We start from the raw sequence: 26197 nt of genomic DNA on the forward strand, positions 1-26197 counted from the left end.
TATGCGGCCGATCGCCCACCGGCAACGAGGATATTTGTGCCGCCCGCGGAACCTATGCCGCGCGCTGCTCCAGCGCCTGCGCGGCTTCCGCCATCAGCGACGCGATGATGTCGGCCAACGGCTCTTCCTTGGTGACCATGCCCACCGACTGGCCAGCCATCACGCTGCCATGCTCGACATCGCCGTCGATCACCGCGCGGCGCAGCGCGCCGGCCCAATAATGTTCGATCTGCAGCTGCGCCTCGGCCATCGCGACCGACCCTTCGTCCAGCGCCTGCGCCACTTCGCGCTGCTTCGCCGTGAACAATTCGCCCCCGGCATTCTTCAACGCGCGCACCGGGATCACCGGCAGGCGCGGGTCGATCTGAACGCTGGCCACCGCGTCGCGGGCCGAGGCACGGATGAACGCCTGCTTGAACTTGGGATGCGCGATCGATTCGGTCGCGCAGACGAAGCGCGTACCGAGCTGGACGCCTGCCGCGCCCATGTCGAGATAGCCCGCAATCGCCTCGCCGCGGCCGATGCCGCCAGCGATGAACACCGGCACGTCACTGGCGATCGCCGGCAGGATCTCCTGCGCCAGCACGCTGGTCGAAACGGGGCCAATATGCCCCCCTGCCTCGGACCCTTCGATCACCAGCGCGTCGACGCCCGAGCGGATCAGCTTCTTCGCCAGCGCCAGCGTCGGCGCAAAGCAGATGACCTTGGCGCCTGATGCCTTGATCGCTTCCAGCGAGCCCTTGGGCGGCAGCCCGCCCGCCAGCACGACATGGCCAACCTGATGCTTCGCGCACACCTCGATCAGCGCCATCAGATCGGGGTGCATGGTGATCAGGTTCACGCCGAACGGCTTGTCGGTCAGCGCCTTGGTCGCGGCGATTTCCTTGTCGAGCAACTCGACCGTCATCGCCCCGCACGCAATCACGCCAAACCCGCCGGCGTTGGACATGGCGGCGACCAAATTGCGTTCGCTAACCCAGCTCATCGCGCCGGCCATGATGGCCACTTCGCTGCCGAGGAATGCGGCGCCGCGCTCCATGCGGCGGGCGAGACGGGCGGAACCCGAACGGTCGATCGTGGTATCGTTCATCACCGCGCCGCTACACCGGTCGCGCGGCGGAGACAAACATGCGGCAATACGCCACCGAATTGATTGTTACCTCGCCCGGACAGGGCCTTCACGAATTCACCCGCGATGTCACCGGCTGGGTCGCCTCGACCGGCATCGAACAGGGCCTCCTCACCCTCTTCATCCGCCACACCTCCGCCTCGCTGCTGATCCAGGAAAATGCCGCCCCCGCCGCGCGACGCGACATAGAACGCTATCTCGCCCGCATCGCCCCCGAATCGCGTGATTACGAGCATGACGATGAAGGGCCGGACGACATGCCCGCGCACCTGCGCTCGGCGCTCACCGCCACCAGCCTCTCGATCCCAGTCGCGAATGGCCGCCCTGTGCTCGGCACATGGCAGGGCATCTACCTCTTCGAGCATCGCCGTGCGTCGCACCGTCGGCAGGTCGCGCTTCACCTGATCGGCGAGTGACGGCGATGCTGGGAACGCTGAAAGTCGCCGCCCGCGATCGCGCCCGGCTGGGCGAAGTCGCCGCCGTCATGTCGCGCTTCGGCCTCGACGTGCTGCTCGCCCGCCTCGGCCTCGGCAGCGCGCAGGACGAGCCCGAGCCGTTCGACCTTCCCGATCGCACCCGCCGCGCGCTGGAGGCGCTCGGCCCCACCTGGGTGAAGCTCGGCCAGATCATGGCGACGCGCGCGGATATCCTGCCGCCCGAATGGATCGCCGCGTTCGAACAGCTGCAAAGCTCGGCCCCGCGCCTGCCCTTCGAGGACCTGCGCCCGGCGGTGGAGGCCGCGCTCGGCGAGCCGCCCGAGACCGTCTTCGCCCAGTTCGATGCCGAACCGCTCGCCGCCGCCTCGATGGCGCAGGTCCACCGCGCAACGCTGCCCGATGGCACGGCCGTGGTGGTCAAGATCCGCCGCCCCGGCATCCGCCCGCGGATGGAGGCGGACTTGCGCCTGCTCGGCGAAGTCGCGCGCGTCATGGAACGCTCCAATGCGGAGGCCCGCCGCTTCGGCGCGACCAAGCTCATCCGCCAGCTCGGCAGCGCGATCCTGGGCGAACTCGATTTCGCCAACGAGGGCCGCAACGCCGATCTGCTGCGCGACGATTTCGCGCGCGACTCCCGCGTGCTGATCCCGCGCATCCACTGGGATTATACGTCCGAAGCGCTGATCGTGATGGACCACATCCCCGGCGTGCCGCCGCGCAACGCCCAGGTGCTGCGAGATGCCGGGATCGACCCCGCCGTGATCGCCGCCTCGGGCGCGGACATCGTGCTTCAGATGGCGCTCATCAACGGCCGCTTCCACGGCGATCCGCACCCCGGCAACCTCCTGTGCTTGCCCGGCAACCGCATCGGCATGATCGATTTCGGCCTCATCGGCCACGTCAGCCCGCGCCGGCGTGAGGAATTCATCGCCTTCGTCCAGGCACTGGTCACCGACGATCCCGCGCTCCTCGCCGAAACGCTCGCCCGCTGGGCCGAACTGGAACATCAGGTCCCGCGCTTCATGCCGATCGCGGAGGGGCTGGTGGTCCGCCACGGCCGCCGTCTGGTGCTGGCCGATCTCGTCGCCGACCTGTTCGGCACGCTGCGCGAGGAGAAGCTCGCCTTCCCGCCCGATCTGCTGCTTTTGTTCAAGGCGCTGATCACATTGGACGGCGTGCTCGGCGCGATCGAGCCCGACTTCGATCTCGCCGCCGCGATGCGCCGGGCAAGCGGCCGGCTGGTGATGGAGCGGCTATCGCCGGAGCGCTGGTCACGCCGCGCCGCCGCCGTCGCACTGGAGGTCGATCGGCTGGGAGACGATCTCCCGCGTCTGATCCGCGCGCTCGTCCGCCGCGCGGAGGCCCCGCCAACGCCTGCCCCGGCGCAGCCGTTCGACAGCCGCATCCTCGCGGCCGCCCTAATCGTCGCCGCGCTGATCATCGCGGCGGCGATCATGCTGACCTAGCGGCTCAGGCCGCCTCGTCGGCGTCGAGGCCGTAGGCGGTGTGCAGCACGCGCACCGCCAGCTCGGTCTCGTCCTCGTTGATCAGCACGCTGACCTTGATCTCGCTGGTCGAGATCGCAAGGATGTTGATCCCGCGCGCGCCCAGCGTCGAGAACATCGTGCTCGCCACGCCCGCATGGCTGCGCATGCCGACGCCCACGACGCTGATCTTCGCCACGCGCGTGTCGTGCACCAGCTCCTCGAAGCCGATCGCCACACGCGCCTGGTTCAGCGTCTCGATCGATCGTGCCAGATCCGCCGCCGGCACGGTGAAGGTCACGTCCGTCGAGCCCGAGCCCCGCGCTCCGTGATCGTGCGCGATATTCTGGATGATCATGTCGACGTTGATGTTCGCCGCGGCCAGCGGCTCGAAGATCGCCGACACCGAACCCGGCTTGTCGGGCACTGCGGTCAGCGTGATCTTCGCTTCGTTCTTGTCGTGCGCGATGCCGGTGATCAGCTGGCGTTCCACGTCTTCAACCTCCTCTTCGCCCACGATCATCGTACCGGGCAGTGTATCCGCCATCGGCGCATCGTCGCCGGTGAACGACGAGAGCACCTGGACGCGGACGTTTTCCTTCATCGCCAGGCCCACCGACCGCGTCTGCAGCACCTTGGCGCCCACGCTGGCGAGCTCCAGCATCTCCTCATACGTCACCTTGGCGAGCTTGCGCGCGCGCGGCACGATGCGCGGATCGGTGGTATAGACGCCATCAACGTCGGTGTAGATGTCGCAGCGATCGGCCTTGATCGCTGCCGCCACCGCCACCGCCGACGTGTCGGAGCCGCCACGGCCCAGCGTCGTCACGCGCCCGTCATGCACGCCCTGGAAGCCGGGGATCACCGCCACTTCGCCCGCACCCATGCTGGCGAGCAGTGCCTCGGCATCGATCGTTTCGATCCGCGCCTTTGCGAACGCGCCGGACGTGTTGACCGGCAACTGCCAGCCCAGCCAGGAACGCGCCGGCACGCCGATCGCCTGCAGCGCGATCGCCAGCAGCCCGCTGGTGATCTGCTCGCCGGCGGAAACGACGACGTCATATTCCTTGGGATCGTACAGCGCGCTCGCCTCGCGGCAGAAATTGACCAGCCGGTCGGTCTCGCCCGCCATGGCGGAAACGACCACGGCCACTTCGTTGCCGGCCGCCGCCTCGCGTTTCACCCGCGCGGCGACCGAGCGAATCCGCTCGATCCCCGCCATCGAGGTGCCGCCGAATTTCATGACGATGCGGGCCACGCGAATACTCTCGGAGCTTGGGGAAAACAGGCGCGCCTGATAGGAGCGGCCCATGGTGGACGCAACCGTAACAACCGATACCGCTCCGGCCAGCTCCGGCGTAGCCAGCCCCGATCACGCGAGCATCGTCGCGACCGAGGCGGCGCACTTCGGCGCGATGGCGAAGGACTGGTGGGATCCGCGCGGTTCCTCGGCGATGCTCCACCGCCTGAACCCGGTGCGGCTGCGCTACATCCGCGAACAGGCGGACGGGCATTTCGATCTCGATCCGGCAAGCTTCACCCCGCTCGCCGGCAAGACCGCGCTCGATGTCGGCTGCGGCGCCGGGCTCCTCGCGGAGCCGCTGAAGCGCCTCGGCGCCGCCGTCACCGCGATTGACGCCGCGCCCGAGAATATCGCGGTGGCGCGCGATCACGCCCACACCAGCGGCCTCGTCATCGATTATCGCGCCGGCGGCGTGGAGGCAGTGGCGGGCGAGACGTTCGACCTTGTCACCTGCCTCGAGGTGATCGAGCATGTCGCCGATCCTGCTTCCTTCGTCGCTGGCCTCGCCGGCGCGCTGGCGGAGGGCGGCCTGCTGATCCTCTCCACCCCCAATCGCACCCCGCTGTCGCGCGTCGCGATGATCACGCTTGCCGAAGGGACCGGCCGGATCCCGAAGGGCACGCATGATTGGGACAAGTTCCTGACGCCAGAGGAACTGACCGAGCTGCTCGACAAGGCCGGCCTCACCGTGCGCGACACGCGCGGGCTCAGCTTCTCGCCAACCGCCGGCTTCACCCTCTCGGACTCGCTCGCGCTCAATTACCTGATTACCGCCACCCGCGCCTGAGCGCCGCAATCCACCGCTTGCGCGCCACGCCCGATCGCGCTTCAACGCCGCATCCTCACCGGAGACGTTGATGCGCATCCTTCCCTTGCTTCTCGCCTGCACCGCCATCGCCGCCGCGCCCGCCGCGGCCCAGCAGCAGACCAATGCTGCCCCGGTCGATGGCCCGACCCGCACCTTCACCGGCGCTGATCTCTTCGGCCTCTCGATCGCGGCCGATCCGCAGATCAGCCCCGATGGGCGCACCATCGTCTACGTCCGCCGCACCGGCGACATCATGAGCGATCGGATGCAGTCCTCGCTGTGGCTGATCGACGTCGCCAGCGGCAAGCAATCGCCCTTCGCTACCAGCGGCTCAAGCCCGCGCTGGTCGCCGGACGGCACGCGCATCGCCTATGTCGCCGCGGACGGCGATCGTGCGCAGCTGTTCGTGCGCTGGGTCGCGACCGGCGCCAGCACCCGCGTCACCAGCCTGCCGGGTGACCCGAACAGCCTCGCCTGGTCGCCTGACGGCAAGCGCATCGCCTATATCGCCACCGTTGCCGGCCAGCCGACCACGCTCGGCAAGGCGCCCGCGAAGCCGGAGGGTGCGAAATGGGCCGAGCCGCTCGAGGTGATCGACCGCATCACCTATCGCAACGACGGACCCGGCTATCGCAAGCCCGGCTATGACCATCTCTTTGTCGTCGCGGCAGAAGGCGGCGCGGCGCAGCAGCTCACCTTCGGCAAGTTCGACGATGGCGGCCCGCTTTCGTGGAGTGCCGATGGCCGCACCATCCTGTTCTCCGCCATCCGCGGCCCCGATGCCGAGCGCCAGGTGATGAATTCCGAGGTGATCGCGGTCGATGCGAACAGCGGCACGCTGCGCACGCTCACCAGCCGCGACGGCCCGGATGCCGCACCGCGCTATTCTGATGACGGCAGCCGGATCGCCTGGATCGGCTTCGACGACAAGCGCCGCGCCTATACCAATGCGGAGCTTTACGTCGGCGATGCGAACGCTGCGGCGCCACGCTCGCTGACCGCGTCGCTCGATCGCTCGATCGAGGACGCGCAATGGGCCGGCGACGGCCGCTCGCTCTACGCCAGCTATGACGACAAGGGGCAGCGCAAGCTCGCCCGCATCGGGCTCGACGGGCGTTCGACGGTGCTTGCGGATAATCTCGCCGGCGGCGGGCTCGACCGCCCCTATACGGGCGGCGACTTCTCCGTCTCGCGCGGCGGCACCGTGGCGTACACCGGCGGTGACGCCTCGGCACCCGCGGACGTATGGGTGTGGAGCGGCGGCAAGGCGCGCCGCCTGACGAACCTCAACGCCGTGCTCACCGCCTCCAAGACGCTGGCACCGGTGCGCAAGGTCCCGGTGACGGCGCCGGACGGCCGCCCGATCGACGCCTGGCTCGCCACCCCGCCGGGCTGGCAGCCGGGTACCCGCGTGCCGCTGATCCTGGAGATCCACGGTGGGCCGCATTCCGCCTATGGCCCCAGCTTCGCGACCGACGTCCAGCTCTATGCCTCGGGCGGCTACGCGGTGCTGTGGACCAACCCGCGCGGCTCCACCTCCTACGGCGCCGAATTCGCGAACCTGATCGACAAGAACTACCCCAGCCAGGACTATGACGATCTCATGGCCGCGGTGGATGCGACGATCGCCGAAGGCGTGGCCGATCCCAACAACCTGTTCGTCACCGGCGGCTCGGGCGGCGGCGTGCTCACCTCCTGGATCGTCGGGAAGACCAACCGGTTCAAGGCGGCGGCCACGCAGAAGCCGGTGATCAACTGGATCAGCGAGGCGCTGACGATGGACAACACGCTGTTCACGTCGCGCTACTGGTTCACCAAGCTGCCGTGGGAAGATCCCATGAGCTACTGGAACCGCTCGCCCTTGAGCCTCGTCGGGAACGTCAAGACGCCGACCCTCGTCGTCGTCGGTAGCGAGGATTACCGCACGCCCGTCAGCGAGAGCGAGCAATATTATGCCGCGCTCCAGATCGCCGGCGTGCCGACTGCACTGGTGAAGGTGCCCGGCGCCAGCCACGGCGGCTTCACCAGCCGCCCGTCGCAATCGGCCGCCAAGGCGAGCGCGATCCTCGCCTGGTTCGATCGCTATCGCGGCGCCGGTGCGCCTGCCGGCATGCAGCCGGCGCAGCCGCAGGCGCCGTCTGCCACGCCGACCAACTGACCGGTGCCGGGCCGGTCCGGGTGCACCCCGTTCCGGCCCGCCCGCGCGGCGAAATGCCGCCGCTCGTTTACGCATTATTCGTCTTGCGCCCTTAATCCCGAGCCATGTCGGGGTGGGTAAAACGATGTGTGGTCTGGCTGATGGCGTGCGTCATCGGCCCATGGGTGCTGGCGTCGCCCGCCGCGGCCGCCATTGGCGCCGTCGGCAGCCCGTTTTCCGTCTGCATCGCGCCGGTCCGGGCGGGTGACACGCCGGCAGCGATGCTGCGCGCGAACGAGCGATTCGATTGCACCGTCACCCAGTCTGATTACGGCCCGGGCGATTTCTGGGCTCGCTCCGCCCCGCTTGCCGCAGCCGGCCCGGTGTCGGTGCGCCACGCCAGCCTGTGGCAGCGCCATGCGACCCTCTGGACGATCTATGCCGACGGCGTCGTCAGGAAGCAGAGCTTCGACGGCGCAGGGCTGGCGCATCACATCCAGCTCGGCGCGATCGTCGAGATCCCGCTCGCGCGCCGCGACGTGCCCGTTACCCGCCTGCTCTGGCGAATCGACGGCGCGGCCAACATGCGCGGCGTCCTCCTCGGCACGCGGCTCGCCTCGCCCGAAGAAAGCGTGACGTCGAACATCACCTTGGCGGCGCTCTACGGCAGCTTCGCCGGCCTGTGCCTTGCGCTGTTCGTCTACAATCTCGCGCTTTGGGCAGCGCAGCGCCACCGCTTCCAGATCGTTTATTGCGCGATGCTGCTGTCGCTCGGCACCTACGCCTTCTCCTCCTCCGGCGCGCTCGCCTGGGTATGGCCGGATCTGCCCAACAACGTGCGGTTGCGCGTCAATTACTTTGCGCTCGCCGCCTCTGCCGCCTGGGCGATCGCGTTCGCGCGCACCTTCTTCGAATCGCGCGTGTTCCGCGGATGGCTCACCCACCTGACGAACCTCGTCGCGGCCCTTGTCCTTGGCAGCGCGATCGTGCTCGCCATCGCCGCGGATTGGGACATGGTGCTGCTCGACCGCATCTACGCGGCCAGCTTCCTCCTCCTCACGCTCGTCAGCATCCCGGTGCTCTGGCAGGCATGGCGTCGGCGGAGCAATTACCTGTGGCTGTTCGCCTGCGCCTGGGCGCTGCCGATCCTGCTCGCCGCCGTGCGCACCGCCGGCAACTTCCACCTCGTGCCGTGGAGCTTCCTGCTCGACAATTCGACGCTCGCCGCAATGGCCAGCGAGGCGCTGCTGTCCAGCCTCGCCATCGCCTACCGCACCCGCATGCTTGCCCGTGAGCGGGACGAGGCACGGGTGCGGGAAAGCGAGGCGCGCGAGCTGGCCGATCGCGATCCGCTAACCGGCCTTCTCAACCGCCGCGCGTTCCTGCGCGATGCGATTGGGCGCAGCGGCGAACAGCAGTTGATCATCGTCGACATCGATCACTTCAAGGCAGTCAACGACACGCTGGGCCATGATGGCGGGGACGAGGTGCTCCGCCTCGTCGCGCGCGTGCTGCGCCGCACCGCCGCCCCGCGCGACGCGCTCGTCGCGCGTCTCGGCGGCGAGGAATTCGCGCTGCTCGCCCCCGCCTGCGCACCCGTTGCGGTGGAAGAGGTGCTGGAGGCGATCCGTGCCGAACGCATGCCGTTCGACATTCGCGTCACCGCGTCGCTCGGTGTTGCATCCGGCTGGCTGACCGAGGAAACCGACTGGAAGCAGCTCTATCGCGCCGCCGATCAGGCGCTCTATGCGGCCAAGGACGCGGGCCGCGACCGGGCGCGCACCACCGGCGCCGTCGCGCTGGCCGCCTGATTGCCGCGCCGCCCGTGATCGGTTACAGTCCGGGCATGACCAAGCGTCGCCAGATCGCCCTCGCCGTCGGCGTCCTTTCGCTGGCCGCGGTCGCATCGCATCCGCCCAGCGCCAACGTCGCGATCCTCACGCATCGCTCGGGCGATGCCTCGCCGGCACGCTTCCAGGCCGCGGTCGATCTCGGCCTCGCCAGCGCCTCGATCCTCGTCACCTGGACGGGCAGCCAGCTCACCCGCTGAGGCGGCGCCGCGCCCGCGCCGCGCCATAACCTTGATTATTCCCCGGCCGCTGGCCATAGCGCGGGGATGGACACGCCCGTCGAGAACCTGACGTTCGAAGCCGCGCTGAAGGAGCTCGAGGCGATCGTCGGCCGCCTGGAATCGGGCGAAACCCCGCTACAGGACGCGATCGACCTCTACGAACGCGGCAACGCCCTTCGTGCCCGCTGCGCCGAGCGGCTTGATGCTGCCCAGGCCCGGATCGAGGCGATCCGCCTCGACGCGGAAGGCCGCGCCACCACCACGCCCTTCACCGCCGGATGAGCCCCTCCCCCGCGCTTGAAGCGGCGCTGGCCGAAACCGCGCGTGAGATCGACGCGCGCTTCGACGCGTTGCTCGCCGTGCCGGACGATCCCCGCGCGGATCTCTATCGCGCGATGCGCCACGCCGCGATCGACGGTGGCAAGCGGCTCCGCCCGCTGCTGGTCTTCGCCACGGCACAGCTCTTCAACTGCGATCGTCAGTGCGCCGCCCGCGTCGCCGTGGCGCTGGAGGCGATCCATGTCTATTCGCTGATCCACGACGATCTGCCGGCGATGGACAATGACGATATGCGCCGCGGTCGGCCGACGGTGCACAAGGCGTATAACGAGGCGACCGCGATCCTCGCCGGCGATTGCCTTCACGCCCTCGCCTTCGAGGTGCTGGCCGATCCCGCGACTCACCCCGATCCATTCGTCCGCGCCGAACTGGTGCTCGATCTCGCCCGCGCGGCCGGCCCCGCCGGCATGGCAGGCGGCCAGATGATGGATCTGGAGGCGGAAGGCGCGAACTTCGATCTCGCCACCGTCACCCGGCTGCAGGCGATGAAGACCGGCGCGCTGATCGCCGCGGCGGTGGAGGCCGGCGCGATCCTCGGCCGCCTTCCCCCTGAGGGCCGCGTCCACCTGCGCGGCTATGCGCGCGACATCGGCCTTGCCTTCCAGATCGTCGACGATCTCCTCGACGTCGAGGGCGACGAGGCGGTCGCCGGCAAGAAACTGCGCAAGGACGAGGGCGCCGGCAAGGAAACGTTCGTGTCGCTGCTCGGCGTCGAGCCCGCGCGGGCCCGGTGCCGCATGCTCGTCGACCAGGCGATCACGCACCTGCGCCACTATGGCCCGGAGGCCGATCTCCTCCGCGACATTGCCCGTTTTGTCCTATCCAGGGATCATTGACGACATGACCACCCGCATCGGCGTTTACCCCGGCACCTTCGATCCGATCACCCGCGGGCATATGGACATCATCCGGCGCGGGGCGAAGCTGGTCGACCGTCTGGTCATCGGGGTGACGACGAACCCCTCGAAAAGCCCGATGTTCAGCCTCGAGGAACGCATGGCGCAGGTGGAGCGCGAATGCGCGGCGCTCGACGCCGATATCCGCGTCGTCAGCTTCGATCTGCTCCTGATGGATTTCGCCGAGCGCGAGAAGGCCAGCATCATCGTGCGCGGCCTGCGCGCCGTCGCGGATTTCGAATACGAATATCAGATGGCCGGCATGAACCAGCAGCTCAATGACCGGATCGAGACGGTCTTCCTGATGGCCGACGTGGCGCTTCAGCCGATCGCCAGCCGGCTGGTGAAGGAAATCGCGCTGTTCGGCGGCGATATCTCCAAGTTCGTGACGCCGGCGGTGCGTGACGAAGTCGTCGCGCGGGTCGCGGCAACCGGTCGACGCGGCGGCTGATTCCCGCTTCGACCCGCCCTCACCTTTCGCCGGCGTAGTTCAGATTGGCGCAAGCTGCGATCTGGTCTACGGCGCGGCGACACGATCTGGTTGGGATGACGATGCGTTTTGTGGGAATGATCGCGATGCTCGGCGCGGCACTGCTCGCCGGCCCGGCTATGGCCAAAGACAAGGACAAGGCGCAGGATCCGGCGACGACGGCCAAGCAGCGGTACACGCCGCCGCCGACCAACGATCTGGAGAACACCTGGCTGCTCGACCTGTCGAGTGGTGGCCGCGTCTCGATCTGGCTGCGGCCGGACGTGGCACCGGAAACCGTGCGCCGCATCAAGAACCTGACGCGCCGACACTTCTATGACGGGCTGACGTTCCACCGCGTCATCGATGGCTTCATGGCGCAGGGCGGCGATCCTAAGGGCGACGGCAGCGGCGGCTCCGAGCTTCCCGACGTGAAGGCGGAGTTCAACTATCTGCCGCACGTGCGCGGCGCGGTCGCCATGGCACGCGCGGAGGATGAGAACAGCGGCAACAGCCAGTTCTACATCGTGCTGATGCCGCGCCTCAGCCTCGACGGGAAATACACCGTCTTCGGTCGCGTGCTGCAGGGCATGCAATATGTCGACGCGATCGAGAAGGGCGAGCCGCCGGCGAACCCGACGCGGATTCTCCACGCCTATATCGCGGCCGATAATCCGCCGCCCTACCAGGCAGCGCCCGCCGCACCCGCGCCGACGCTCGAGCCCGTCACCCTGCCGGGCACCAAGCCGAAGCCCGTTCCCGCCAAATAAGCTTCCGTCATCGCCGGTGCGGCGCGATCCGATCGCGCTGCCCGGTCAATGACGCGGCGTCTAACTGGCCCCTAGCCGCGCGCACTCCACAGGCCGATTGCGGCGGCGAGCGCCGCGCCGGCCGCTGCATAAGCGATGATCATCAGCAGCCCGTCGCGCACCAGCAGTGCCATGCCGAACGCCGCGATTGCCGCCATCGGCGCGGTCGTCGCCATCGGCAGCAGTTCCAGCGGTGGCACCGCCAGCGTCATCACGATGATCGCCGCCGCCGCCATCCGCACCGCCGGCCCCTTGGTCAGCGCCGGCAGGCGGCCGTGAAACCATTTGTCCATCCGCTCGCCGATCGGGCGGACCTTCTTCACCGCCTTCTTCACCTTGTCTGATTTCAGCGATCGGTTGGCGAGGAAGCCGGGCAGCCACATGTGCTTGCGCCCGAACAGCAGTTGCGCAGCCGTCAGCATGATCACCAGCGCCAGCAGCGTCGGCAGGCCGGGGATCGATCCGATCGGCGAAATCTCCATCAGCGGCAGGATCACTAGGAACGGGGCGTAGCTGCGGTTGCCGAACGCCTCGATCGTCTGCCCCAGCGACACCTCGTCCTTTTCGTCCGCCAGGTCGTTCAGTCGGTCCAGGATATCGCCGACGCTATGGGGTTCATCTGCCATCGCCCGCTTGAACGGCGCGGCGCGGGTCACGGTTCCGCTGGCGTAACGGTCGCCGCAGCCGCAAAAACAAAGGGCCGCGGCACCCGTGGATGCCGCGGCCCCTGTCGCCGCCTAGGCTGCGATCACTTGTACTTCAGGTCGAAGCGATCGGCTTCCATCACCTTGGTCCATGCCGCCACGAAGTCCTTCACGAACTTCTCCTTGGCGTCGTCGCAGGCATAGACTTCGGCCAGCGCGCGCAGCTGCGAATTGGCGCCGAACACCAGGTCGGTGCGCGATGCCCGCCACCGCGGCTCGTCTGTGGCGCGGTCGGTGCCGACGTAGAGCTCGTCGCTCTCCTCATCCACCTGCTTCCACGCCGTGCTCATGTCGAGCAGGTTGACGAAATAGTCGTTCGTCAGTTGCCCCGGCTTGTCGGTCAGCACGCCATGGTCGGTATCGCCATGATTGGCGCCGATCACGCGCATGCCGCCCACCAGCACGGTCATCTCCGGCCCGCTCAGCCCCAGCAGCTGCGCCCGGTCGACCAGCAGCTCCTCGGTCGGCACGTTGAACCGCACCTGCAGGTAATTGCGGAAGCCGTCGGCCTTGGGTTCCAGCACCTCGAAGCTCGCCGCATCGGTCTGCTCTTCCGTGGCATCGGTGCGCCCGGGTGTGAACGGCACCTCGATGTCGTGGCCGGCCGCCTTCGCCGCCTGCTCCACGCCCAGGCTGCCGCCCAGCACGATCAGGTCGGCGATCGACACCTTCTTGCCGCCGCTCGCGCTGCCATCGAAGTCCGCCTTGATGCGCTCATAGACGTCGAGCACACGGGCCAGCTTCTCCGGCTCGTTCACGTCCCAGCTGCGCTGCGGCTCCAGCCGGATGCGCGCGCCATTGGCGCCGCCGCGATGGTCCGACTGGCGATAGGTCGAGGCAGAGGCCCAGGCCGTCTTCACCAGTTCGCTCGTCGACAGGCCCGAAGCAGCGATCTTCTGCTTGAGCGCGTTCACGTCCGCCGCATCGATCATCGCGTAATCGGCCTTGGGGATCGGATCCTGCCAGATCAGATCCTCTGCCGGCACGTCCGGGCCGAGGTAGCGGATCTTGGGCCCCATGTCGCGGTGGCACAGCTTGAACCACGCACGGGCGAAGGCGTCGGCGAACTGATCCGGGTTGTTGCGGAACCGCTCGGAGATCTCGCGATACTTCGGGTCGACCTTCATCGCCATGTCGGCGGTGGTCATCATCGTCGGCACCTTGACGCCGGGCGTATGCGCCTTGGGCGCCAGCGTCTCCGGCGGGTTGCCGATCGGCTGCCACTGCCACGCACCGGCCGGGCTCTTCACCAGCTCATATTCGTGGTCGAGCAGCATCTCGAAATAGGTCATGTCCCATTTCGTCGGCGTCGGCGTCCACGCGCCCTCGATGCCGCTGGTGATCGTGTGATCGCCCATGCCGCTTTCGTGGGTGGAGGCCCAGCCAAGCCCCATCTGGGCGATGTCAGCGCCTTCCGGCTCCGCCCCGACGAGCGATGCGTCGCCCGCGCCATGCGCCTTGCCGAAAGTGTGGCCGCCGGCGGTGAGGGCAACGACTTCCTCGTCGTTCATGCCCATGCGGTGGAACGTCTCGCGGATGTCGCGCGCCGACCCCTTGGGATCAGGCTCGCCGCCCGGCCCTTCCGGATTGACGTAGATAAGGCCCATCTGGATCGCCGCGAGCGGGTTCTCCAGCGCCAGCCCCGATTTCTCGTCGATGCGCGTCTGGCCGAGCCATTCCTCCTCGGTGCCCCAGTAGATGTCCTTTTCCGGCTCGAACACGTCCTCGCGCCCGCCGCCGAAGCCGAACACCGGGCCGCCCATCGATTCGATCGCGACATTGCCGGTCAGGATGAAAAGGTCCGCCCAGCTCAGCTTGCGGCCGTACTTCTGCTTGATCGGCCACAACAGGCGCCGCGCCTTGTCGAGGTTGCCGTTATCCGGCCAGCTGTTGAGCGGGGCGAACCGCTGCGCGCCCGACGACGAACCGCCGCGCCCGTCGCCGGTGCGATAGGTGCCGGCCGAGTGCCACGCCATGCGGATGAAGAACGGGCCATAGTGACCGTAATCGGCCGGCCACCACGGCTGGCTGTCGGTCATCAGCGCGCGAAGATCCGCCTTCACCGCTTCCAGGTCGAGCGTCTTGAACTCCGCGGCGTAATCGAAGTCGTCGCCCATCGGATTTCCCGACAGGCCGTCCTGTTGAAGAATTTCCAGCGACAGCTGGTTCGGCCACCAATCCCGGTTCGTACGGCCGAGCAACTTGCGAAGCGCCGCCGGTTCCTTGGAATGATCGCTGAGGGGGCTTCCGGTAACCGGGCAGCCACTAGTGGGTGCGTCCATCTTGATATCCTCTCGTCGCGATGTTCTTGCCCGAGACTAGGCAGATCGCGCCGCGATGGAAGCAACATAAATTCGTCAGTAAGAGCGGCTAAATCGATCAAACGCGCCGGAACAAGCGACTCAGCCGATCGAAGCCACATCAGGCGGCAGCCGCGATCCCCGCCTTCGTCAGCGCCTGCTCCACCGCCGGCAGCAGGTGCGCGACCACCGCCGCGATCGCGCGCGCATTCGGGTGGACGCGGTCGAACAACACCATGTCCGCCCGCCCCAGCACGCCCGCCGGGAAGAAGCCGCTCACCGCCGCGCCATGCCGCGCCGCCACCTCGCCATGCACCCCCAGATACGGCCCGGTCCGCGCATGCAGGATCGCCGGGGGCTCCAGCGTCGCCAGCAGCACCGGGATGCCGCACCTCGCGAATTCGGTCAGCATCGCATCGAGGTTCGCGCGCGTCTGCGCCGGCGGAAGGCTGCGCAGCACGTCGTTCGCGCCGATCTGCACGATGGCAAGATCCGGCCGTGCGGCGAGCCCGCTCAAGAGCCGCGGCAGCCGGCGCAGCGCATCCGCGGTCGTGTTGCCGGAGACGCCGGCGTTGATCACCCGCGCCGCCGGATGCCGTGGCCGAAGCGCCGCCTCCAGCTGCGCCGGGAAACTTTCGCTCGCGGCAAGGCCATAGCCCGCGATCAGGCTGTCGCCGAACGCGAGGATGAGCGGGGTATCCTGGGTCATGAACCGGCAGAGATAGGAAGCGCGCGCGCTTTTGCATCGCCTGCCTTCGGGGGGCTTGGCCGCACCGCCGCCGTCATGCTCTAACCCCGCGGATGCTCCGCCCCGCTCTCGCGCTGCTCCTCGCCAGCGCCTCGCTCGCTGCCCCCGGCCTCGCGCAATCCACCTATGACAGCGTCGATCCGTTCATCGGGACGGGCGGCGAGGGTCACACCTTTCCCGGCGCCGTCGCTCCCTTCGGCATGGTGCAGGTGAGCCCCGACACCGACACCACCTGCCAGATCCGCGAATGCTACGGCCACGCCGCCGGCTATCGCTACGATGATCCGACGATCCAGGGCTTCTCGCTTACCCATTTCTCCGGCGCCGGCCATTCCGATCTCGGCGATTTCCTGCTGATGCCCGTGGCCGGCGCCAACGTGCCGCTCGAGCCGGGCGATCCGGGCAAGCCCGGCTCGGGCTATCGCTCCCGCTTCAGCCACGACGCCGAAGTCGCGCGGCCGGGCTATTACGCCGTCACCCTCGCCGAAAGCGGCGTGCGCGCCGAGCTTACCGCCGGCACCCGCGTCGGCGTCCACCGCTATACCTTTCCCGCGGGCAAGGACGCGCATGTCGTCCTCGACCTGCGCTCCTCGCTGTACAATTATCCGGGCAAGATCCTCTGGTCGTCGGTCCGCCTGCGCCCCAATGGCACGATCACCGGCATGCGCGAGACGCGCGGCTGGGCCCCGGCGCGCAAGCTCTATTTCGCGATCCGCCCGAACGCGCCGCTGGCCGGCCACGCCTTCCACAATCGCGAGGGGAAGATCGCCTACACGGGCTTCCAGGCCCCCGGTCGCGGCCGCGCCGACCTTGCGCAGCTACAGGGCCAGGCGCTCGTCGCCGCGCTCGATTTCGGCCGCCTCACCCGCCCGCTGGAATTGAAGGTCGCCATTTCCAGCGTCGACGAGGATGGCGCGATCGCCAATCTCGACAGCGAGCCCGGCAGCTTCGACGCCGTCGCCGCCGCTGCCCGCACCGCCTGGGCCCAGGCGCTCGCCACCCTGGAGGTCGACGCCCCCGCGCCGATGAAGCGCATGGTCTCCACCGCGCTCTATCACGCGATGATCGCCCCCAGCGTCTTCTCCGATGCGGACGGGCGCTATCGCGGCCCCGACGATCAGGTGCACCGGACGGACGGCTTCACCTTCCATTCCACCTTCTCGCTCTGGGATACGTTCCGCGCCGAGCACCCGTTGCTGCTCCTCGTCCAGCCGGAACAGCGCAACCGCGATTTCGTGAAGTCGCTCCTTGCCAGCCAGCAAGCGAGCCCGTTCGGCATCCTCCCCGTCTGGCAATTCCACGGCCGCGAGACGTGGACGATGATCGGCTATCACGCCGTTCCCGTCATCGCCGACGCGTATCTGAAGGGCCTGCGCGGCTTCGATGCCGATGCCGCGCTCGATGCAATGGTGAAGAGCGCCAGCTACGGCCCCTATGGCGGGCTCGATCACTATATGCGGCTTGGCTTCGTGCCGATCGACAAGGAGCCGGAGGCCGCCTCCAAGACGGTCGAATACGCCTATGACGACTGGACCATCGCCCGCATGGCCCGCGCGCTCGGCAAGGCCGATGTCGCGGCGGCGTTCGAGAAGCGCGCCGGCAACTGGCGCAACAGCTTTGACGCCAGGACCGGCTTCCTGCGCGCCCGCAAAACGGACGGCAGCTTCCGCACCCCGTTCGATCCCACCGCGATCAACTATGGCAGTGACTATACCGAGGGGAATGCCTGGCAATATTCCTGGTTCGTGCCGCAGGATCAGGCCGCGATGTTCCGCCTTCTGGGCGGAGACGCCGCCGCGGTGGCGAAGCTCGACGCCATGTTCGATCACGACAATTCGAAGCTCGATTACAGCCATGCCGAGGACATCGCCGGCCTCATCGGCCAATATATCCACGGCAACGAGCCAAGCCACCACGTCGCCTATCTCTATGCTTTTGCCGGCCAGCCATGGCGCACGCAGGAACGGCTGAAGCAGATCGTCGACGCCCAGTACAAGGCAGCGTCCGATGGGCTGTCGGGGAATGACGATCTCGGCCAGATGTCCGCCTGGCTCGTCTTCACCGCGCTCGGCTTCTATCCCGTCGCGCCGGGATCGAACGAATATGTCATCGGCCGACCCTTCGTAAATCGCGCCGCGCTGACGCTGCCGAACGGCAAGCGCTTCACCATCGTTGCCAACGGTCTCTCCGACGCAAACCGCTATGTCGGCCGCGTCACGCTGAACGGTCGCCCGCTGGAACGCAGCTATCTTCGCCACGACGAACTCACCGCCGGCGGCGAGCTTCGCTTCGCCATGCAGGCAACGCCCAACAAGGCTTGGGGCACGGCGCCCGGCGCGCGTCCCTATTCGATGAGCACGACGGCAGGCTCGCGCCCCCGGTAACGGGGCGCGGCCTAGACCATGTCCGGCAGCGGCGCGGTGCCCGCCGATCGCGCGATGAATACGCGTTCGGGGCAATGCTCGGTCAGCCAGGCAAGCCCTGCGGCTTCCGCATCGTCATAGCTCGGATAGGGCTCGCCGCCGACGAGCGAGACCGAATCGGCGGCATCGCCATCGCCGCAGCTCAGCAGCACCGATCCGCTCAGTTCGAACTTGTCGTCGGCCAGTTGCTGGATTCGGATGCAATCACCGTCGCTTGGCGCCGGCTGTCCGGGCGGCAGTTTCAGGATTTCCATGTCGCCTCCTATTCGCCCCGCTCTAGAACGCTCGGGCGTGCGATCGGCTGCGTCATCCTAATCCGCGATCATCGCCTGCAGGGCCGGGCTCAGAAGCTCCCGCACGCCGCCGTCCGTCCGGATCAGCGCTCGCGCAGCAAGGCCGTGCGCCTCGGACAGCGGCAGGAAATCCTCCGGCCCGACCACGCTGAGCGCTGTCGCCCAGGCATCGGCCAGCATCGCGGAACGGTGGATCACGCTCACGGCCAGCGCGTGATGGACCGGCCGGCCAGTGTGCGGATCGATCGTATGCTTGCCGCGCACGTAATCGCCCGATGTCGCGACCGCCAGTTGATGCAGCGCGACGCGGATCGGCCTCACCTCGCCGGCCGGCGTCTCCAGCTCCACCCACCAGGGATCGCCATCCGGCCGCATCCCGCGTCCGACGAACTCGCCCCCGATCTCAACCAGGCTGTGCCGCACGCCACGCTCCATCAACAGCGCCGACACGCGGTTCACCCCATGCCCCTTGGCGATGCCTGACAGGTCGAGGCGGAGCCCGCCCGGCTGCAACAATCGCCGCGCCGCGGGGTCGAAGTGCAGCCGCTGCCAGCCCCCCTGCTCAAGCGCCGCGCGCACCGAAGCATCGTCGGGGCGCCCCGCGGCGGGGACCGGACCGAAGCCCCACAGATCCACCAGCGCGCCGATCGCCGGATCGAACGCGCCGAAGGTTTGCGCGGCGAGGTCGAGCGCAGCGGCGATCACGGTCGCAAAGTCGGGCGGCAGCGCGGTCCAGCTGCCCGGCGCCGCGCGGTTGAAGCGGCCGAGCGCCGAATCGGGCTCCCAATGGCTCATCTCCGCCACCAGCTGATCGAGCAGCGCCACGATCGCTCCGCGCAGCTGGCCGCGATCCACGGCGGGCGGCGCGGCGAACATCGCCCGCCACCCGGTTCCCATGGTCGCGCCGCCAAGCTCGACGATCGGCAGCGTCGGATCCCAGCCCGCCATCGCGGCGGGATCGATCGCGCCCACCGCGATGCGCGGCGATATGCCGCCACCCGCGCCCGCGCCCTCGCCGCTCATCGCTGGCGCATCCCTGTTGCCGGCAAGTGGCGCCGCGTCAGGGCGCGGGCACTTCCAGCGTCGTGGTATAGGTCATCCGCCGCTCGGTCGCGCGCGGCGCGCTCGGCTTGGCGTCGGTCAGGGTCGCGCTCATCCAGTACATGCCGGGAACCGGCCATTTCACACGCAGCACGCCGTCCGCGCCGGTGGTCAGCTCCTGTGCTTCCTCGCTGTCGCGGAACTTCTTCGAACCCGGCACCACCGTCACCTTCACGCCCGCCGCCGGCTTGCCGTCGACGAGGAAGCGGAACTGGCCGTCCTCATCCGCCACCAGCGCGCTCGGGTGCGTGATGGGCTGCATCTCCAGCCCCTTGCCGGTCGGCTTGAACGCGCCCTCGGTGGCGGGGCCCGCGGTCACGAACACCGCGTTGGTGCCGATCACCTCGGTCAGCTTGATGTCGGTGGCGCCGGCCGGGATCTCCGCCGGGCTCGCGACGAACTTCGGCATCGGCCGTGCCGGCGCGCCGGCAGCACCAGCGCCGCCCGCCCCTGCGCCTGCGCCGCCCATCGGCGGCCGGCGGCCGCCGACGCGCCAGTCTTCGCCGTTCAGCTTGAAGCTGCCGTTCACGGCATTCATCTCGGTGCCGATCTTCCACGTGCCCGGCTTGTCGATCTTCACGTCGAAGGTCGTACGATATTTGCCCGTCGACGCATTCTCGATCGTCGCGGGCGTGCCGTCCGGCGCCCACACCTTGATCTGCTCGGGGCGCATCGGCACGTGATCGGCGTAGAACAGGTCGTTCGAAACCGCCGCATCCACCGTCACATATTGGTTGGTGTCGGCCAGCGTCGTCGTCGACGGCAGCAGCCACTGGCGATGCGCCAGCGCGGGCGTCGCGGCGGTGATGGCAGCAGCGGCCGCCAGCACGATGGTGCGGATGCGCATAGAGGGTCCCTTTCTTAGCGGACGGTAATGGTGCCGAGTTCGGATTTGCCGGTGGCGGTGCCGCCCTTGCCCGGCACGGTGATCGGCACCTGCACCAGCTCGCGCCCGCCGGTCTCGCGTGCGGCCTCGATGTTCAGCACATATTGCCCGGGCTTGAGGTCCGCCGGCAGCGGCACCTGATAGGTGCCCGGCGCGCGCGTCGCGCCGCTCACGCCATTGGCCGGCAGGGAAAGGTTGCGGCCGCCCTTGCGCCACCAGCTGCGGAGGTCCGCCAGCCACTTGGTGCCCGGCTCCGCCCCGCCCTTCTTGATGTCGTACCAGACGAAGACGGTGCGCGCCGCGCCGCCCCCCGCCGGCTCCAGCCAGCCCGCCACATAGGGACGGTGATATTCCGCCACCTTCAGCCGCGGGATGGTGATCGTAACGGTCGCCGCGGTCGCTGGCGTGCTGATGACGCCGGCTAGCAGCAGATAGGCAGGGCGCATGGAACCTCCCGGAACAAACAGGCTCAGTGGATCAGGAACATGGCGAGCAGCAGCGGCACGAGCAGGCTCGTCGCCACCAGTGGCCAGGTGGACGGGCGATGCCGGGCATGAAGCTGCAGCAGCAGCAGCCCGGTCAGCGTGAAGATGATGCAGGCAACGGCAAAGGCATCGATGAACCAGAACCAGGCGTCACCGGTGTTGCGGCCCTTGTGCAGGTCGTTGAGGTAGGAGATCCAGCCGCGCCACGTCGTCTCGGCCGAGATCTTGCCGCTCTCGCGATCGATGCTCACCCAGGCGTCGCGCCCCGGGCCCGGCATGGCGACATAGACTTCCGTGTCGGACCACTCGCCGGCGCGCCCGGCGGGGTCCAGCCCCACCTTGTCGCGCACCACCGTGGCAACGTCGGCTGGCAATTGCGCGTCCGCGGCATGGTCACCGCGCAGCTTGGCCAGCGCCTGGGGCGTCAGCACCGCCTCCACCTGCGTCACCTTCGGCTCAGCACCGATCGAGGCAGCGTGATTGAGCGTGATGCCGGTGATCGCGAACAGCAGCATGCCGGCCAGCGACACCGCCGCGCTCACCCAATGCCACATGTGGAGCTGCTTCAGCCACGCCGCGCGCACCTTGCGCTTGGCGCGCTGCGCACCGGCCGGCGAATCCGGACGGTTGGCGGCACCGCGGGTCGCCCGCTGTTCACCCGTCACCGTCGCGTCGCTCGCCTGCATGAAAAACCCTCTTCGCCCGCAGCAGCAGGCTGATGGCCTCCGCTAGCGTCTATGCGAATTATTCGCAATAGCGAAGCGGGGTCAGCGCAGGCGGTCCAGCGGAACGATCAGGCCATCGACGTATCGCGCCGCGATGCCATAGACGTCGGCGAGCAGCGCGGGCGTAAGCACCGCCCCGGGGGCGCCATCGGCCTTGAGCTCGCCGTCCGCCATCACCAGCACCCGATCGCAGAAGCGCGCCGCCAGCGTCAGGTCGTGCAGCACAGCGATCACCAGCGCGCCGGCATCCGCCTCGGCGCGCAGCAGCTCCATCCCCTCGATCTGGTGCGCAGGGTCGAGGCTCGCCAGCGGCTCGTCCGCGATCAGCGCCGGCGCCTCCACCGCCAGCGCCCGCGCCAGCAACACCCGCGCCCGCTCGCCCCCGGACAGTTCCGTCGCCACCCGCGCGCGTAGATGCGCCACGTCCGTCCGCGCCAGCGCCCGCTCGATCGCCGCGCGGTCTTCGTCCCCCAGCCGCGACAGGGGCGCCAAGTGCGGCAGCCGTCCCAGCGCCACCAGCCGCTCCACCGTCACCGGCCAATGCAGCACCTGCCCCTGCGGCAGATAGGCGATCCGCCGCGCCACTTCATGGCCGGGCAGAGACGCGCGATCCGCGTCGTCGATGCTCACGGTGCCCTCATGCGGCAGCAAACCCAGCAAGGCGCGTACAAAGGTGGACTTCCCCGCACCGTTCGGGCCGAGAATGCCGATCAACTGGCCGCCATCCATGTTCACGGAGATACCGCGAACGACCGTTCGGCGGCCAAGATTGACCGTCAATGCACTGGTTGCGACGCTCACCACAGGCGCCGCTCCCGCATCAGGTGGATCAGGAATACCGGCACGCCGAGGAACGCGGTCACCACGCCGAGCTTCAACTCGTTGCTCGCCGGGATCACCCGAACCGCCACATCGGCGAGCGTCAGCAGCGCCGCCCCCGCCACCGCGCTCGGCCACAATACCGCCGACGGGCTGCGGTCGGTCAGCGGGCGCACCAGGTGCGGCACGATCAGCCCGACGAAGCCGATTGCGCCCGACACGGCCACGGCGCCGCCCACCCCGATCGCCACCCCCAGCAGCAGCCGCAGCCGCACCGCACGAAGGTTCACGCCCAGCGCCGCCGCGCCGTCCTCCCCGAGCGTCAGCGCATCCAGCGCCCGCCCCTGTCCCGCGAGCAGCAGCATCCCCGCCATGACGCACGGTAGGGCGATGGCGACATGCTGGAACGATCGATCCTCCAGGCTGCCGAGCAGCCAGGTGGTGATCTCCATCGCCGCGAAGGGGTTGGGCGACAGGTTCAGCGCCAGGCTGATCCCGGCCCCCGCCAGCGTCGATACCGCGATGCCCGCCAGGATCAGTGTCAGCGCGCTTTCCGATCGCCCCGCCAGCACGAACAGCAACGACAGCGCAAGCAGTGCGCCCGTGATCGCCAGCACTGGCAGCACCACCGGGTTCGCGATCGCCAGCCCGAAATACAGCGCCACCACCGCGCCCAGCGCAGCGCCATTCGATGCGCCCAGCACCGATGGCTCTGCCAGCGGATTGCGCAGATATCCCTGCAGCGCCGCCCCGCCCAGGCCCAGGATCGCGCCGACGGCGAGTCCAAGGATCACACGCGGCAACCGCAGCTCGACCACGATGGCCCGCTCGATCGGATCGCCCCAGCCGCCCAATGCCGCCAGCAGCCGCGCCGGCGGGATGGTCGTGCTGCCGATCGCCACGCCCAGCATCGCGGCGAGGACGACCATCACGATCAACAAGGGCCAGAGCCAGGGGCGAGTCACCACCATCGTCTAGCGCGCCGCCGCCAAGCGGGGCAAAGCGCTGCCATGCGCCGCCTGCTCGCCATCCTGCTGATGCCCACCCTGATCGCCGCAGCGCCAGCACCGACGCCTAAGCGCATCGTGTCGCTCAACCTGTGCGCCGACCAATATCTGATGGCGCTCGCCGATCGGGGCCAGATCGTCGCCTTGTCGCGCAACGCCCGCGATCCCTCGATGTCGGCGGACGCGGCGCAGGCGCGGCGTTATCCGATCACGCGCGGCGGCGCGGAGGATGTGCTGGCGCTTCGGCCGGACCTCATCGTCGCAGCGCCTGGCCGCGTCGATGCTGCCACTACCGCGCTGCGCGGCCGCGCCCGCACGCTCGATGTGCCGCCAGCGAACAGCTACGCCGAAATCATCGACCAAGTGCGTACGATTGCTGCCGCCGTCGGTCATCCGGCGCGCGGCGAAGCACTGATTGCACACATGAATGCACAGCTTGGTACGGTGTCGACGGGTGCCGGGCGCGGCCGGACGGCGGCTTATTACCAGCGGCGTGGCTATCTCACCGGCGCCGGCACGCTCGTCGACGAACTGCTGCGCCACGTCGGGCTGCGCAATCTCGCCGTCTCGCTCGGCAAGCCCGCCTTGTCGCGGATCGGCCTCGAGGAACTGGCTCGCGCGCAGCCCGACTATCTGGTGGTGGAAACGGAGACCGACCGGATCAGCGATCAGGGAACGGAGATGCTGCACCACCCGGTGCTCGCATCCATTCCCCGCATCCGCCTGCCGCAATCCTGGACGGTCTGTGGCGGCCCCGCCTACGTCCGCGCCGCCCGGTCGATCGCGGCGCAGCTGCGCTGAACCCGCGCGATTGCGGACGCGCATCGCGCCGGCCCAGCCCATCATCAGAAGCGTGCCCGCACGCCGCCATAGGCAGCCCGTCCGGCCGCGGCGAAGCTGAAGATCTCCTGATAATCCTCGTCGGTCAGGTTCTCAATCCGGCCGAACAGCGACAGGCGATCCGACAGACGATATTCGGCGTTGAGGTTCACCAGCACGAACTCCTGCAGCTCCACCAAAGGTGATGTCGCATAGGTCGGGTCGGTAAACGTCACGTCCGTCTGGCGGCCGTTGTACCGCACGGTCAGCGTGCCGGAGAAGCGCTGGTCGGTGCTGAAGATCGTCGTGTTGAGGCTGGCCACATGCCGCGGGCGCCGAACCTCGTCGACGCCATTCTCGCGCGCCTTCAGATAGGTATAGGCCAGGTCGAACTTGATCTGCGGGATCGGCCGCGCGGAGGCGAAGAGCTCGACGCCATGCTGCTTCGACAAGGTGGTGCGATTCAGCGGCGTCGCGTCGAACGCAGGGGCCGGATAGGCGATGTAGATCTCGTTTTTCAGCCGGTTATCGAAATAGGTGACGCCGATCGTCCCCTTGCCGCCGGCCAGTTCCTGATCGACGCCGGCCTCCCATCCTTCCGACTTCTCCGGCTTCAGATCCGGATTGCCGATGTAGCGGCCGTCGGAATAGCCGAAGAGCTCGTAATAGCCCGGGTTCTTGACGCCCGTGCCATAGGCGCCGCGCAGCCGCAGGCCGATTGGCAGGCGGTAGCCGGCCTGCGCGCGCCAGGTGGTCACGTCCTCGAACCGGTCGTTCTCGTCCTGCCGCACGCTGGCTCCGGCGGACAGCGCATCGTCGACCGTCACTTCATACTGGCCGACAAACCCCCAGTTGGTCGTCGAGCGCCGCCCGTTGAACGCGAAGCCGCCGGGCGTGGTGTTCTGAAACTCCTCCCGCTCGTAATCAACCGCGCCAGTCAGCCGGTGCGCGACGCGATCATCGCCAAAGCGATAGCTCGTCTCGAACGTGACCTTGTACCGCCGGCCCTTGTCGCCGAAATCGAGCCCCGCAGCCGTGAAATTCTCGCGCGTCGTATCGGAAAACTGGCCCGTGAGGGCGTTGGTCCAGCGTCCATCTGCGAGCGACAATTCCGCCCGCGCCAGGCCATAGAAGGCCTCGCTGCGCGAATGGACGCCCGGGCTGTCGATCGTCTGGCCAAATAGCGGGCTTGCCGGATCATTGTCGCTGTCGTTGGTCAGCGCATCGGTATAGCCGTAGCGCCCGACGCCGATCAGCTTGAACGTGTCGGACGGCGTCCAGCTCAGCTTCGCGCTCGCACCGATGCTGGTTGCCCCGACATTGCGGCTGCCGCCGATCGCGCTGGGCGTGCCATCGGTGCGGTAGATCGAGCTCGACAACGCATAGTCCGCGGTATCGCTGAACCCCGCAACCCGTGCGCCGCCCGCAAAGGTGCCGAACGATCCGCCTTCCGCGCGGAGCAATATCCCCGGCGCCTCGCGCCCGGTCAGCGTGATGTACTGGATCACGCCCCCGATCGCGTCCGAGCCGTAAAGCGAGGATTGCTGGCCCCGCAGCACCTCGATCTTCGCCGCTTCGTCGGCGATCAGCGTGCCGAAATCGAACTCGCCCTGATAGGGGTCCGACGCTTCGATCCCGTCGACCAGCACCAGCACGTGGTTGCTCTCCCCGCCGCGCAGCCGCACCTGGGTGACGCCACCGACACCGCCAGTGCGGCTCACCGCCACGCCCGGCACGTCGCGCAGCACGTCGGAAACGATACGCGTCTGCCGCTCTTCCAGGTCCGCCGCGGTCAGCAGCGTCACCGATGCCGGCAGGTTACGCACCTCGACGCTGTCGCCGGAGCGCGATCCCGTGACGACAATATCGTTCCCGCTCGCGTCGGTGGTCGGCAGGGTGGGATTGCTCTGGGCGAGTGCCGGTGTGGCTGCAACGAGTGCGAACAGGGACACGAGCGGCTTCATCATGATCTTCTTCCCCGCGTCAGTTCCCGAACGCGCGGTCG

25 protein-coding genes are annotated in these 26197 nt (G+C 68.4%); 12 read left to right on the forward strand and 13 right to left on the reverse strand.

Going from position 1 to position 26197, the window contains the following annotated elements; all coding sequences use genetic code 11:
• Positions 1–52: 52 nt before the first annotated feature.
• Complete coding sequence (locus ACH0AE_RS02135) at positions 53–1039, reverse strand: nitronate monooxygenase family protein (protein ID WP_294444952.1); 987 nt, start codon at positions 1037–1039, stop codon at positions 53–55.
• Positions 1040–1128: 89 nt separating this feature from the next.
• On the opposite strand from ACH0AE_RS02135, the gene ACH0AE_RS02140 reads away from it, so the two are divergent.
• Entirely contained in the window at positions 1129–1545 is a 417-nt protein-coding gene (locus tag ACH0AE_RS02140) for a secondary thiamine-phosphate synthase enzyme YjbQ (protein ID WP_294444949.1), read from the forward strand.
• 5 nt (positions 1546–1550) lie between these two features.
• Positions 1551–3032, forward strand: a complete 1482-nt coding sequence (locus tag ACH0AE_RS02145) for an AarF/ABC1/UbiB kinase family protein (protein ID WP_294444950.1) — start codon at positions 1551–1553, stop codon at positions 3030–3032.
• Between the two features lie 4 nt (positions 3033–3036).
• Here the strand turns inward: ACH0AE_RS02145 and ACH0AE_RS02150 are convergent, their stop codons facing one another.
• Positions 3037–4308: an aspartate kinase gene (locus tag ACH0AE_RS02150; RefSeq protein ID WP_294444951.1), complete on the reverse strand. Its 1272-nt coding sequence runs from the start codon at positions 4306–4308 to the stop codon at positions 3037–3039.
• A 52-nt stretch (positions 4309–4360) separates the two neighbouring features.
• Between ACH0AE_RS02150 and ubiG the strand changes: the two genes are divergently transcribed.
• The 8 genes from ubiG to ACH0AE_RS02190 all read left to right on the forward strand — a co-directional run bounded on the left by ubiG (position 4361) and on the right by ACH0AE_RS02190 (position 11843).
• Complete coding sequence (gene ubiG / locus ACH0AE_RS02155; protein WP_294443368.1) at positions 4361–5140, forward strand: bifunctional 2-polyprenyl-6-hydroxyphenol methylase/3-demethylubiquinol 3-O-methyltransferase UbiG; 780 nt, start codon at positions 4361–4363, stop codon at positions 5138–5140.
• A gap of 70 nt (positions 5141–5210) precedes the next feature.
• Positions 5211–7319 (forward strand): S9 family peptidase, encoded by a 2109-nt coding sequence (locus ACH0AE_RS02160; RefSeq protein ID WP_294443369.1) that lies wholly within the window; start codon positions 5211–5213, stop codon positions 7317–7319.
• A 140-nt stretch (positions 7320–7459) separates the two neighbouring features.
• Positions 7460–9109, forward strand: a complete 1650-nt coding sequence (locus tag ACH0AE_RS02165) for a diguanylate cyclase (RefSeq protein WP_294443370.1) — start codon at positions 7460–7462, stop codon at positions 9107–9109.
• Between the two features lie 35 nt (positions 9110–9144).
• Complete coding sequence (locus ACH0AE_RS02170; RefSeq protein ID WP_294443371.1) at positions 9145–9348, forward strand: hypothetical protein; 204 nt, start codon at positions 9145–9147, stop codon at positions 9346–9348.
• 66 nt (positions 9349–9414) lie between these two features.
• Positions 9415–9651: an exodeoxyribonuclease VII small subunit gene (locus tag ACH0AE_RS02175; protein WP_294443372.1), complete on the forward strand. Its 237-nt coding sequence runs from the start codon at positions 9415–9417 to the stop codon at positions 9649–9651.
• Entirely contained in the window at positions 9648–10544 is an 897-nt protein-coding gene (locus ACH0AE_RS02180) for a polyprenyl synthetase family protein (RefSeq protein ID WP_294443373.1), read from the forward strand. Before ACH0AE_RS02175 ends, ACH0AE_RS02180 begins: the two co-directional genes overlap by 4 nt.
• Positions 10545–10548: 4 nt before the next feature.
• Positions 10549–11055, forward strand: coding sequence for a pantetheine-phosphate adenylyltransferase (gene coaD, locus ACH0AE_RS02185; RefSeq protein WP_294443374.1), 507 nt, complete (start codon positions 10549–10551; stop codon positions 11053–11055).
• A 101-nt stretch (positions 11056–11156) separates the two neighbouring features.
• Positions 11157–11843: a peptidylprolyl isomerase gene (locus tag ACH0AE_RS02190; protein ID WP_294443404.1), complete on the forward strand. Its 687-nt coding sequence runs from the start codon at positions 11157–11159 to the stop codon at positions 11841–11843.
• 71 nt (positions 11844–11914) lie between these two features.
• On the opposite strand, the gene ACH0AE_RS02195 is transcribed toward ACH0AE_RS02190, so the two are convergent.
• The 3 genes from ACH0AE_RS02195 to ACH0AE_RS02205 all read right to left on the reverse strand — a co-directional run bounded on the left by ACH0AE_RS02195 (position 11915) and on the right by ACH0AE_RS02205 (position 15595).
• A complete protein-coding gene (locus ACH0AE_RS02195; RefSeq protein WP_294443375.1) occupies positions 11915–12508 on the reverse strand; it encodes an exopolysaccharide biosynthesis protein in 594 nt (197 codons plus the stop codon).
• A gap of 122 nt (positions 12509–12630) precedes the next feature.
• Positions 12631–14868, reverse strand: coding sequence for a catalase/peroxidase HPI (katG, locus tag ACH0AE_RS02200; protein ID WP_294443376.1), 2238 nt, complete (start codon positions 14866–14868; stop codon positions 12631–12633).
• A gap of 139 nt (positions 14869–15007) precedes the next feature.
• Positions 15008–15595, reverse strand: a complete 588-nt coding sequence (locus ACH0AE_RS02205) for a GDSL-type esterase/lipase family protein (protein WP_294443377.1) — start codon at positions 15593–15595, stop codon at positions 15008–15010.
• A gap of 92 nt (positions 15596–15687) precedes the next feature.
• Between ACH0AE_RS02205 and ACH0AE_RS02210 the strand changes: the two genes are divergently transcribed.
• Positions 15688–18018 (forward strand): GH92 family glycosyl hydrolase, encoded by a 2331-nt coding sequence (locus ACH0AE_RS02210; RefSeq protein ID WP_406875405.1) that lies wholly within the window; start codon positions 15688–15690, stop codon positions 18016–18018.
• Between the two features lie 11 nt (positions 18019–18029).
• Here the strand turns inward: ACH0AE_RS02210 and ACH0AE_RS02215 are convergent, their stop codons facing one another.
• The 7 genes from ACH0AE_RS02215 to ACH0AE_RS02245 all read right to left on the reverse strand — a co-directional run bounded on the left by ACH0AE_RS02215 (position 18030) and on the right by ACH0AE_RS02245 (position 23295).
• Positions 18030–18311: a hypothetical protein gene (locus ACH0AE_RS02215; RefSeq protein ID WP_294443379.1), complete on the reverse strand. Its 282-nt coding sequence runs from the start codon at positions 18309–18311 to the stop codon at positions 18030–18032.
• A gap of 57 nt (positions 18312–18368) precedes the next feature.
• Positions 18369–19373, reverse strand: a complete 1005-nt coding sequence (locus ACH0AE_RS02220; protein ID WP_406875406.1) for an FAD:protein FMN transferase — start codon at positions 19371–19373, stop codon at positions 18369–18371.
• Between the two features lie 37 nt (positions 19374–19410).
• Positions 19411–20298: a DUF4198 domain-containing protein gene (locus ACH0AE_RS02225; RefSeq protein WP_294443382.1), complete on the reverse strand. Its 888-nt coding sequence runs from the start codon at positions 20296–20298 to the stop codon at positions 19411–19413.
• 14 nt (positions 20299–20312) lie between these two features.
• Complete coding sequence (locus ACH0AE_RS02230; RefSeq protein WP_294443383.1) at positions 20313–20783, reverse strand: DUF2271 domain-containing protein; 471 nt, start codon at positions 20781–20783, stop codon at positions 20313–20315.
• Positions 20784–20806: 23 nt separating this feature from the next.
• Complete coding sequence (locus ACH0AE_RS02235) at positions 20807–21508, reverse strand: PepSY-associated TM helix domain-containing protein (protein ID WP_294443384.1); 702 nt, start codon at positions 21506–21508, stop codon at positions 20807–20809.
• A gap of 81 nt (positions 21509–21589) precedes the next feature.
• The gene (locus tag ACH0AE_RS02240; RefSeq protein ID WP_294443385.1) at positions 21590–22351 is read right to left on the reverse strand and encodes an ABC transporter ATP-binding protein; all 762 of its coding nucleotides are present in this window, start codon (positions 22349–22351) and stop codon (positions 21590–21592) included.
• Positions 22345–23295 (reverse strand): FecCD family ABC transporter permease, encoded by a 951-nt coding sequence (locus ACH0AE_RS02245; protein WP_406875435.1) that lies wholly within the window; start codon positions 23293–23295, stop codon positions 22345–22347. The genes ACH0AE_RS02240 and ACH0AE_RS02245 overlap by 7 nt, the downstream gene beginning before the upstream one ends.
• Before the next feature lie 81 nt (positions 23296–23376).
• Between ACH0AE_RS02245 and ACH0AE_RS02250 the strand changes: the two genes are divergently transcribed.
• Complete coding sequence (locus ACH0AE_RS02250) at positions 23377–24174, forward strand: ABC transporter substrate-binding protein (RefSeq protein WP_294443389.1); 798 nt, start codon at positions 23377–23379, stop codon at positions 24172–24174.
• Between the two features lie 44 nt (positions 24175–24218).
• Here ACH0AE_RS02250 and ACH0AE_RS02255 read toward each other — a convergent pair whose 3' ends face one another.
• A complete protein-coding gene (locus ACH0AE_RS02255) occupies positions 24219–26159 on the reverse strand; it encodes a TonB-dependent siderophore receptor (protein ID WP_294443390.1) in 1941 nt (646 codons plus the stop codon).
• Between the last annotated feature and the right edge of the window lie 38 nt (positions 26160–26197).

This window comes from Sphingomonas sp. 179-A 2A2 NHS (genome assembly GCF_045371305.1).
In the GTDB taxonomy this organism is placed as follows: Bacteria; Pseudomonadota; Alphaproteobacteria; order Sphingomonadales; family Sphingomonadaceae; genus Sphingomonas.

Coding starts and splice junctions, on each gene's coding strand:
- ACH0AE_RS02160 (WP_294443369.1), top strand. CDS start 5,211: ATGCGCATCCTTCCCTTGCTTCTCGCCTGCACCGCCATCGCCGCCGCG.
- coaD (WP_294443374.1), top strand. CDS start 10,549: ATGACCACCCGCATCGGCGTTTACCCCGGCACCTTCGATCCGATCACC.
- ACH0AE_RS02140 (WP_294444949.1), top strand. CDS start 1,129: ATGCGGCAATACGCCACCGAATTGATTGTTACCTCGCCCGGACAGGGC.
- ACH0AE_RS02215 (WP_294443379.1), bottom strand. CDS start 18,311: ATGGAAATCCTGAAACTGCCGCCCGGACAGCCGGCGCCAAGCGACGGT.
- ACH0AE_RS02145 (WP_294444950.1), top strand. CDS start 1,551: ATGCTGGGAACGCTGAAAGTCGCCGCCCGCGATCGCGCCCGGCTGGGC.
- ACH0AE_RS02170 (WP_294443371.1), top strand. CDS start 9,145: ATGACCAAGCGTCGCCAGATCGCCCTCGCCGTCGGCGTCCTTTCGCTG.
- ACH0AE_RS02175 (WP_294443372.1), top strand. CDS start 9,415: ATGGACACGCCCGTCGAGAACCTGACGTTCGAAGCCGCGCTGAAGGAG.
- ACH0AE_RS02255 (WP_294443390.1), bottom strand. CDS start 26,159: ATGATGAAGCCGCTCGTGTCCCTGTTCGCACTCGTTGCAGCCACACCG.
- ACH0AE_RS02205 (WP_294443377.1), bottom strand. CDS start 15,595: ATGACCCAGGATACCCCGCTCATCCTCGCGTTCGGCGACAGCCTGATC.
- ACH0AE_RS02190 (WP_294443404.1), top strand. CDS start 11,157: ATGCGTTTTGTGGGAATGATCGCGATGCTCGGCGCGGCACTGCTCGCC.
- ACH0AE_RS02165 (WP_294443370.1), top strand. CDS start 7,460: ATGGCGTGCGTCATCGGCCCATGGGTGCTGGCGTCGCCCGCCGCGGCC.
- ACH0AE_RS02245 (WP_406875435.1), bottom strand. CDS start 23,295: ATGGTCGTCCTCGCCGCGATGCTGGGCGTGGCGATCGGCAGCACGACC.
- ACH0AE_RS02230 (WP_294443383.1), bottom strand. CDS start 20,783: ATGCGCCCTGCCTATCTGCTGCTAGCCGGCGTCATCAGCACGCCAGCG.
- ACH0AE_RS02135 (WP_294444952.1), bottom strand. CDS start 1,039: ATGGAGCGCGGCGCCGCATTCCTCGGCAGCGAAGTGGCCATCATGGCC.
- ACH0AE_RS02235 (WP_294443384.1), bottom strand. CDS start 21,508: ATGCAGGCGAGCGACGCGACGGTGACGGGTGAACAGCGGGCGACCCGC.
- ACH0AE_RS02225 (WP_294443382.1), bottom strand. CDS start 20,298: ATGCGCATCCGCACCATCGTGCTGGCGGCCGCTGCTGCCATCACCGCC.
- katG (WP_294443376.1), bottom strand. CDS start 14,868: ATGGACGCACCCACTAGTGGCTGCCCGGTTACCGGAAGCCCCCTCAGC.
- ubiG (WP_294443368.1), top strand. CDS start 4,361: ATGGTGGACGCAACCGTAACAACCGATACCGCTCCGGCCAGCTCCGGC.
- ACH0AE_RS02180 (WP_294443373.1), top strand. CDS start 9,648: ATGAGCCCCTCCCCCGCGCTTGAAGCGGCGCTGGCCGAAACCGCGCGT.
- ACH0AE_RS02195 (WP_294443375.1), bottom strand. CDS start 12,508: ATGGCAGATGAACCCCATAGCGTCGGCGATATCCTGGACCGACTGAAC.
- ACH0AE_RS02220 (WP_406875406.1), bottom strand. CDS start 19,373: ATGAGCGGCGAGGGCGCGGGCGCGGGTGGCGGCATATCGCCGCGCATC.
- ACH0AE_RS02250 (WP_294443389.1), top strand. CDS start 23,377: ATGCGCCGCCTGCTCGCCATCCTGCTGATGCCCACCCTGATCGCCGCA.
- ACH0AE_RS02210 (WP_406875405.1), top strand. CDS start 15,688: ATGCTCCGCCCCGCTCTCGCGCTGCTCCTCGCCAGCGCCTCGCTCGCT.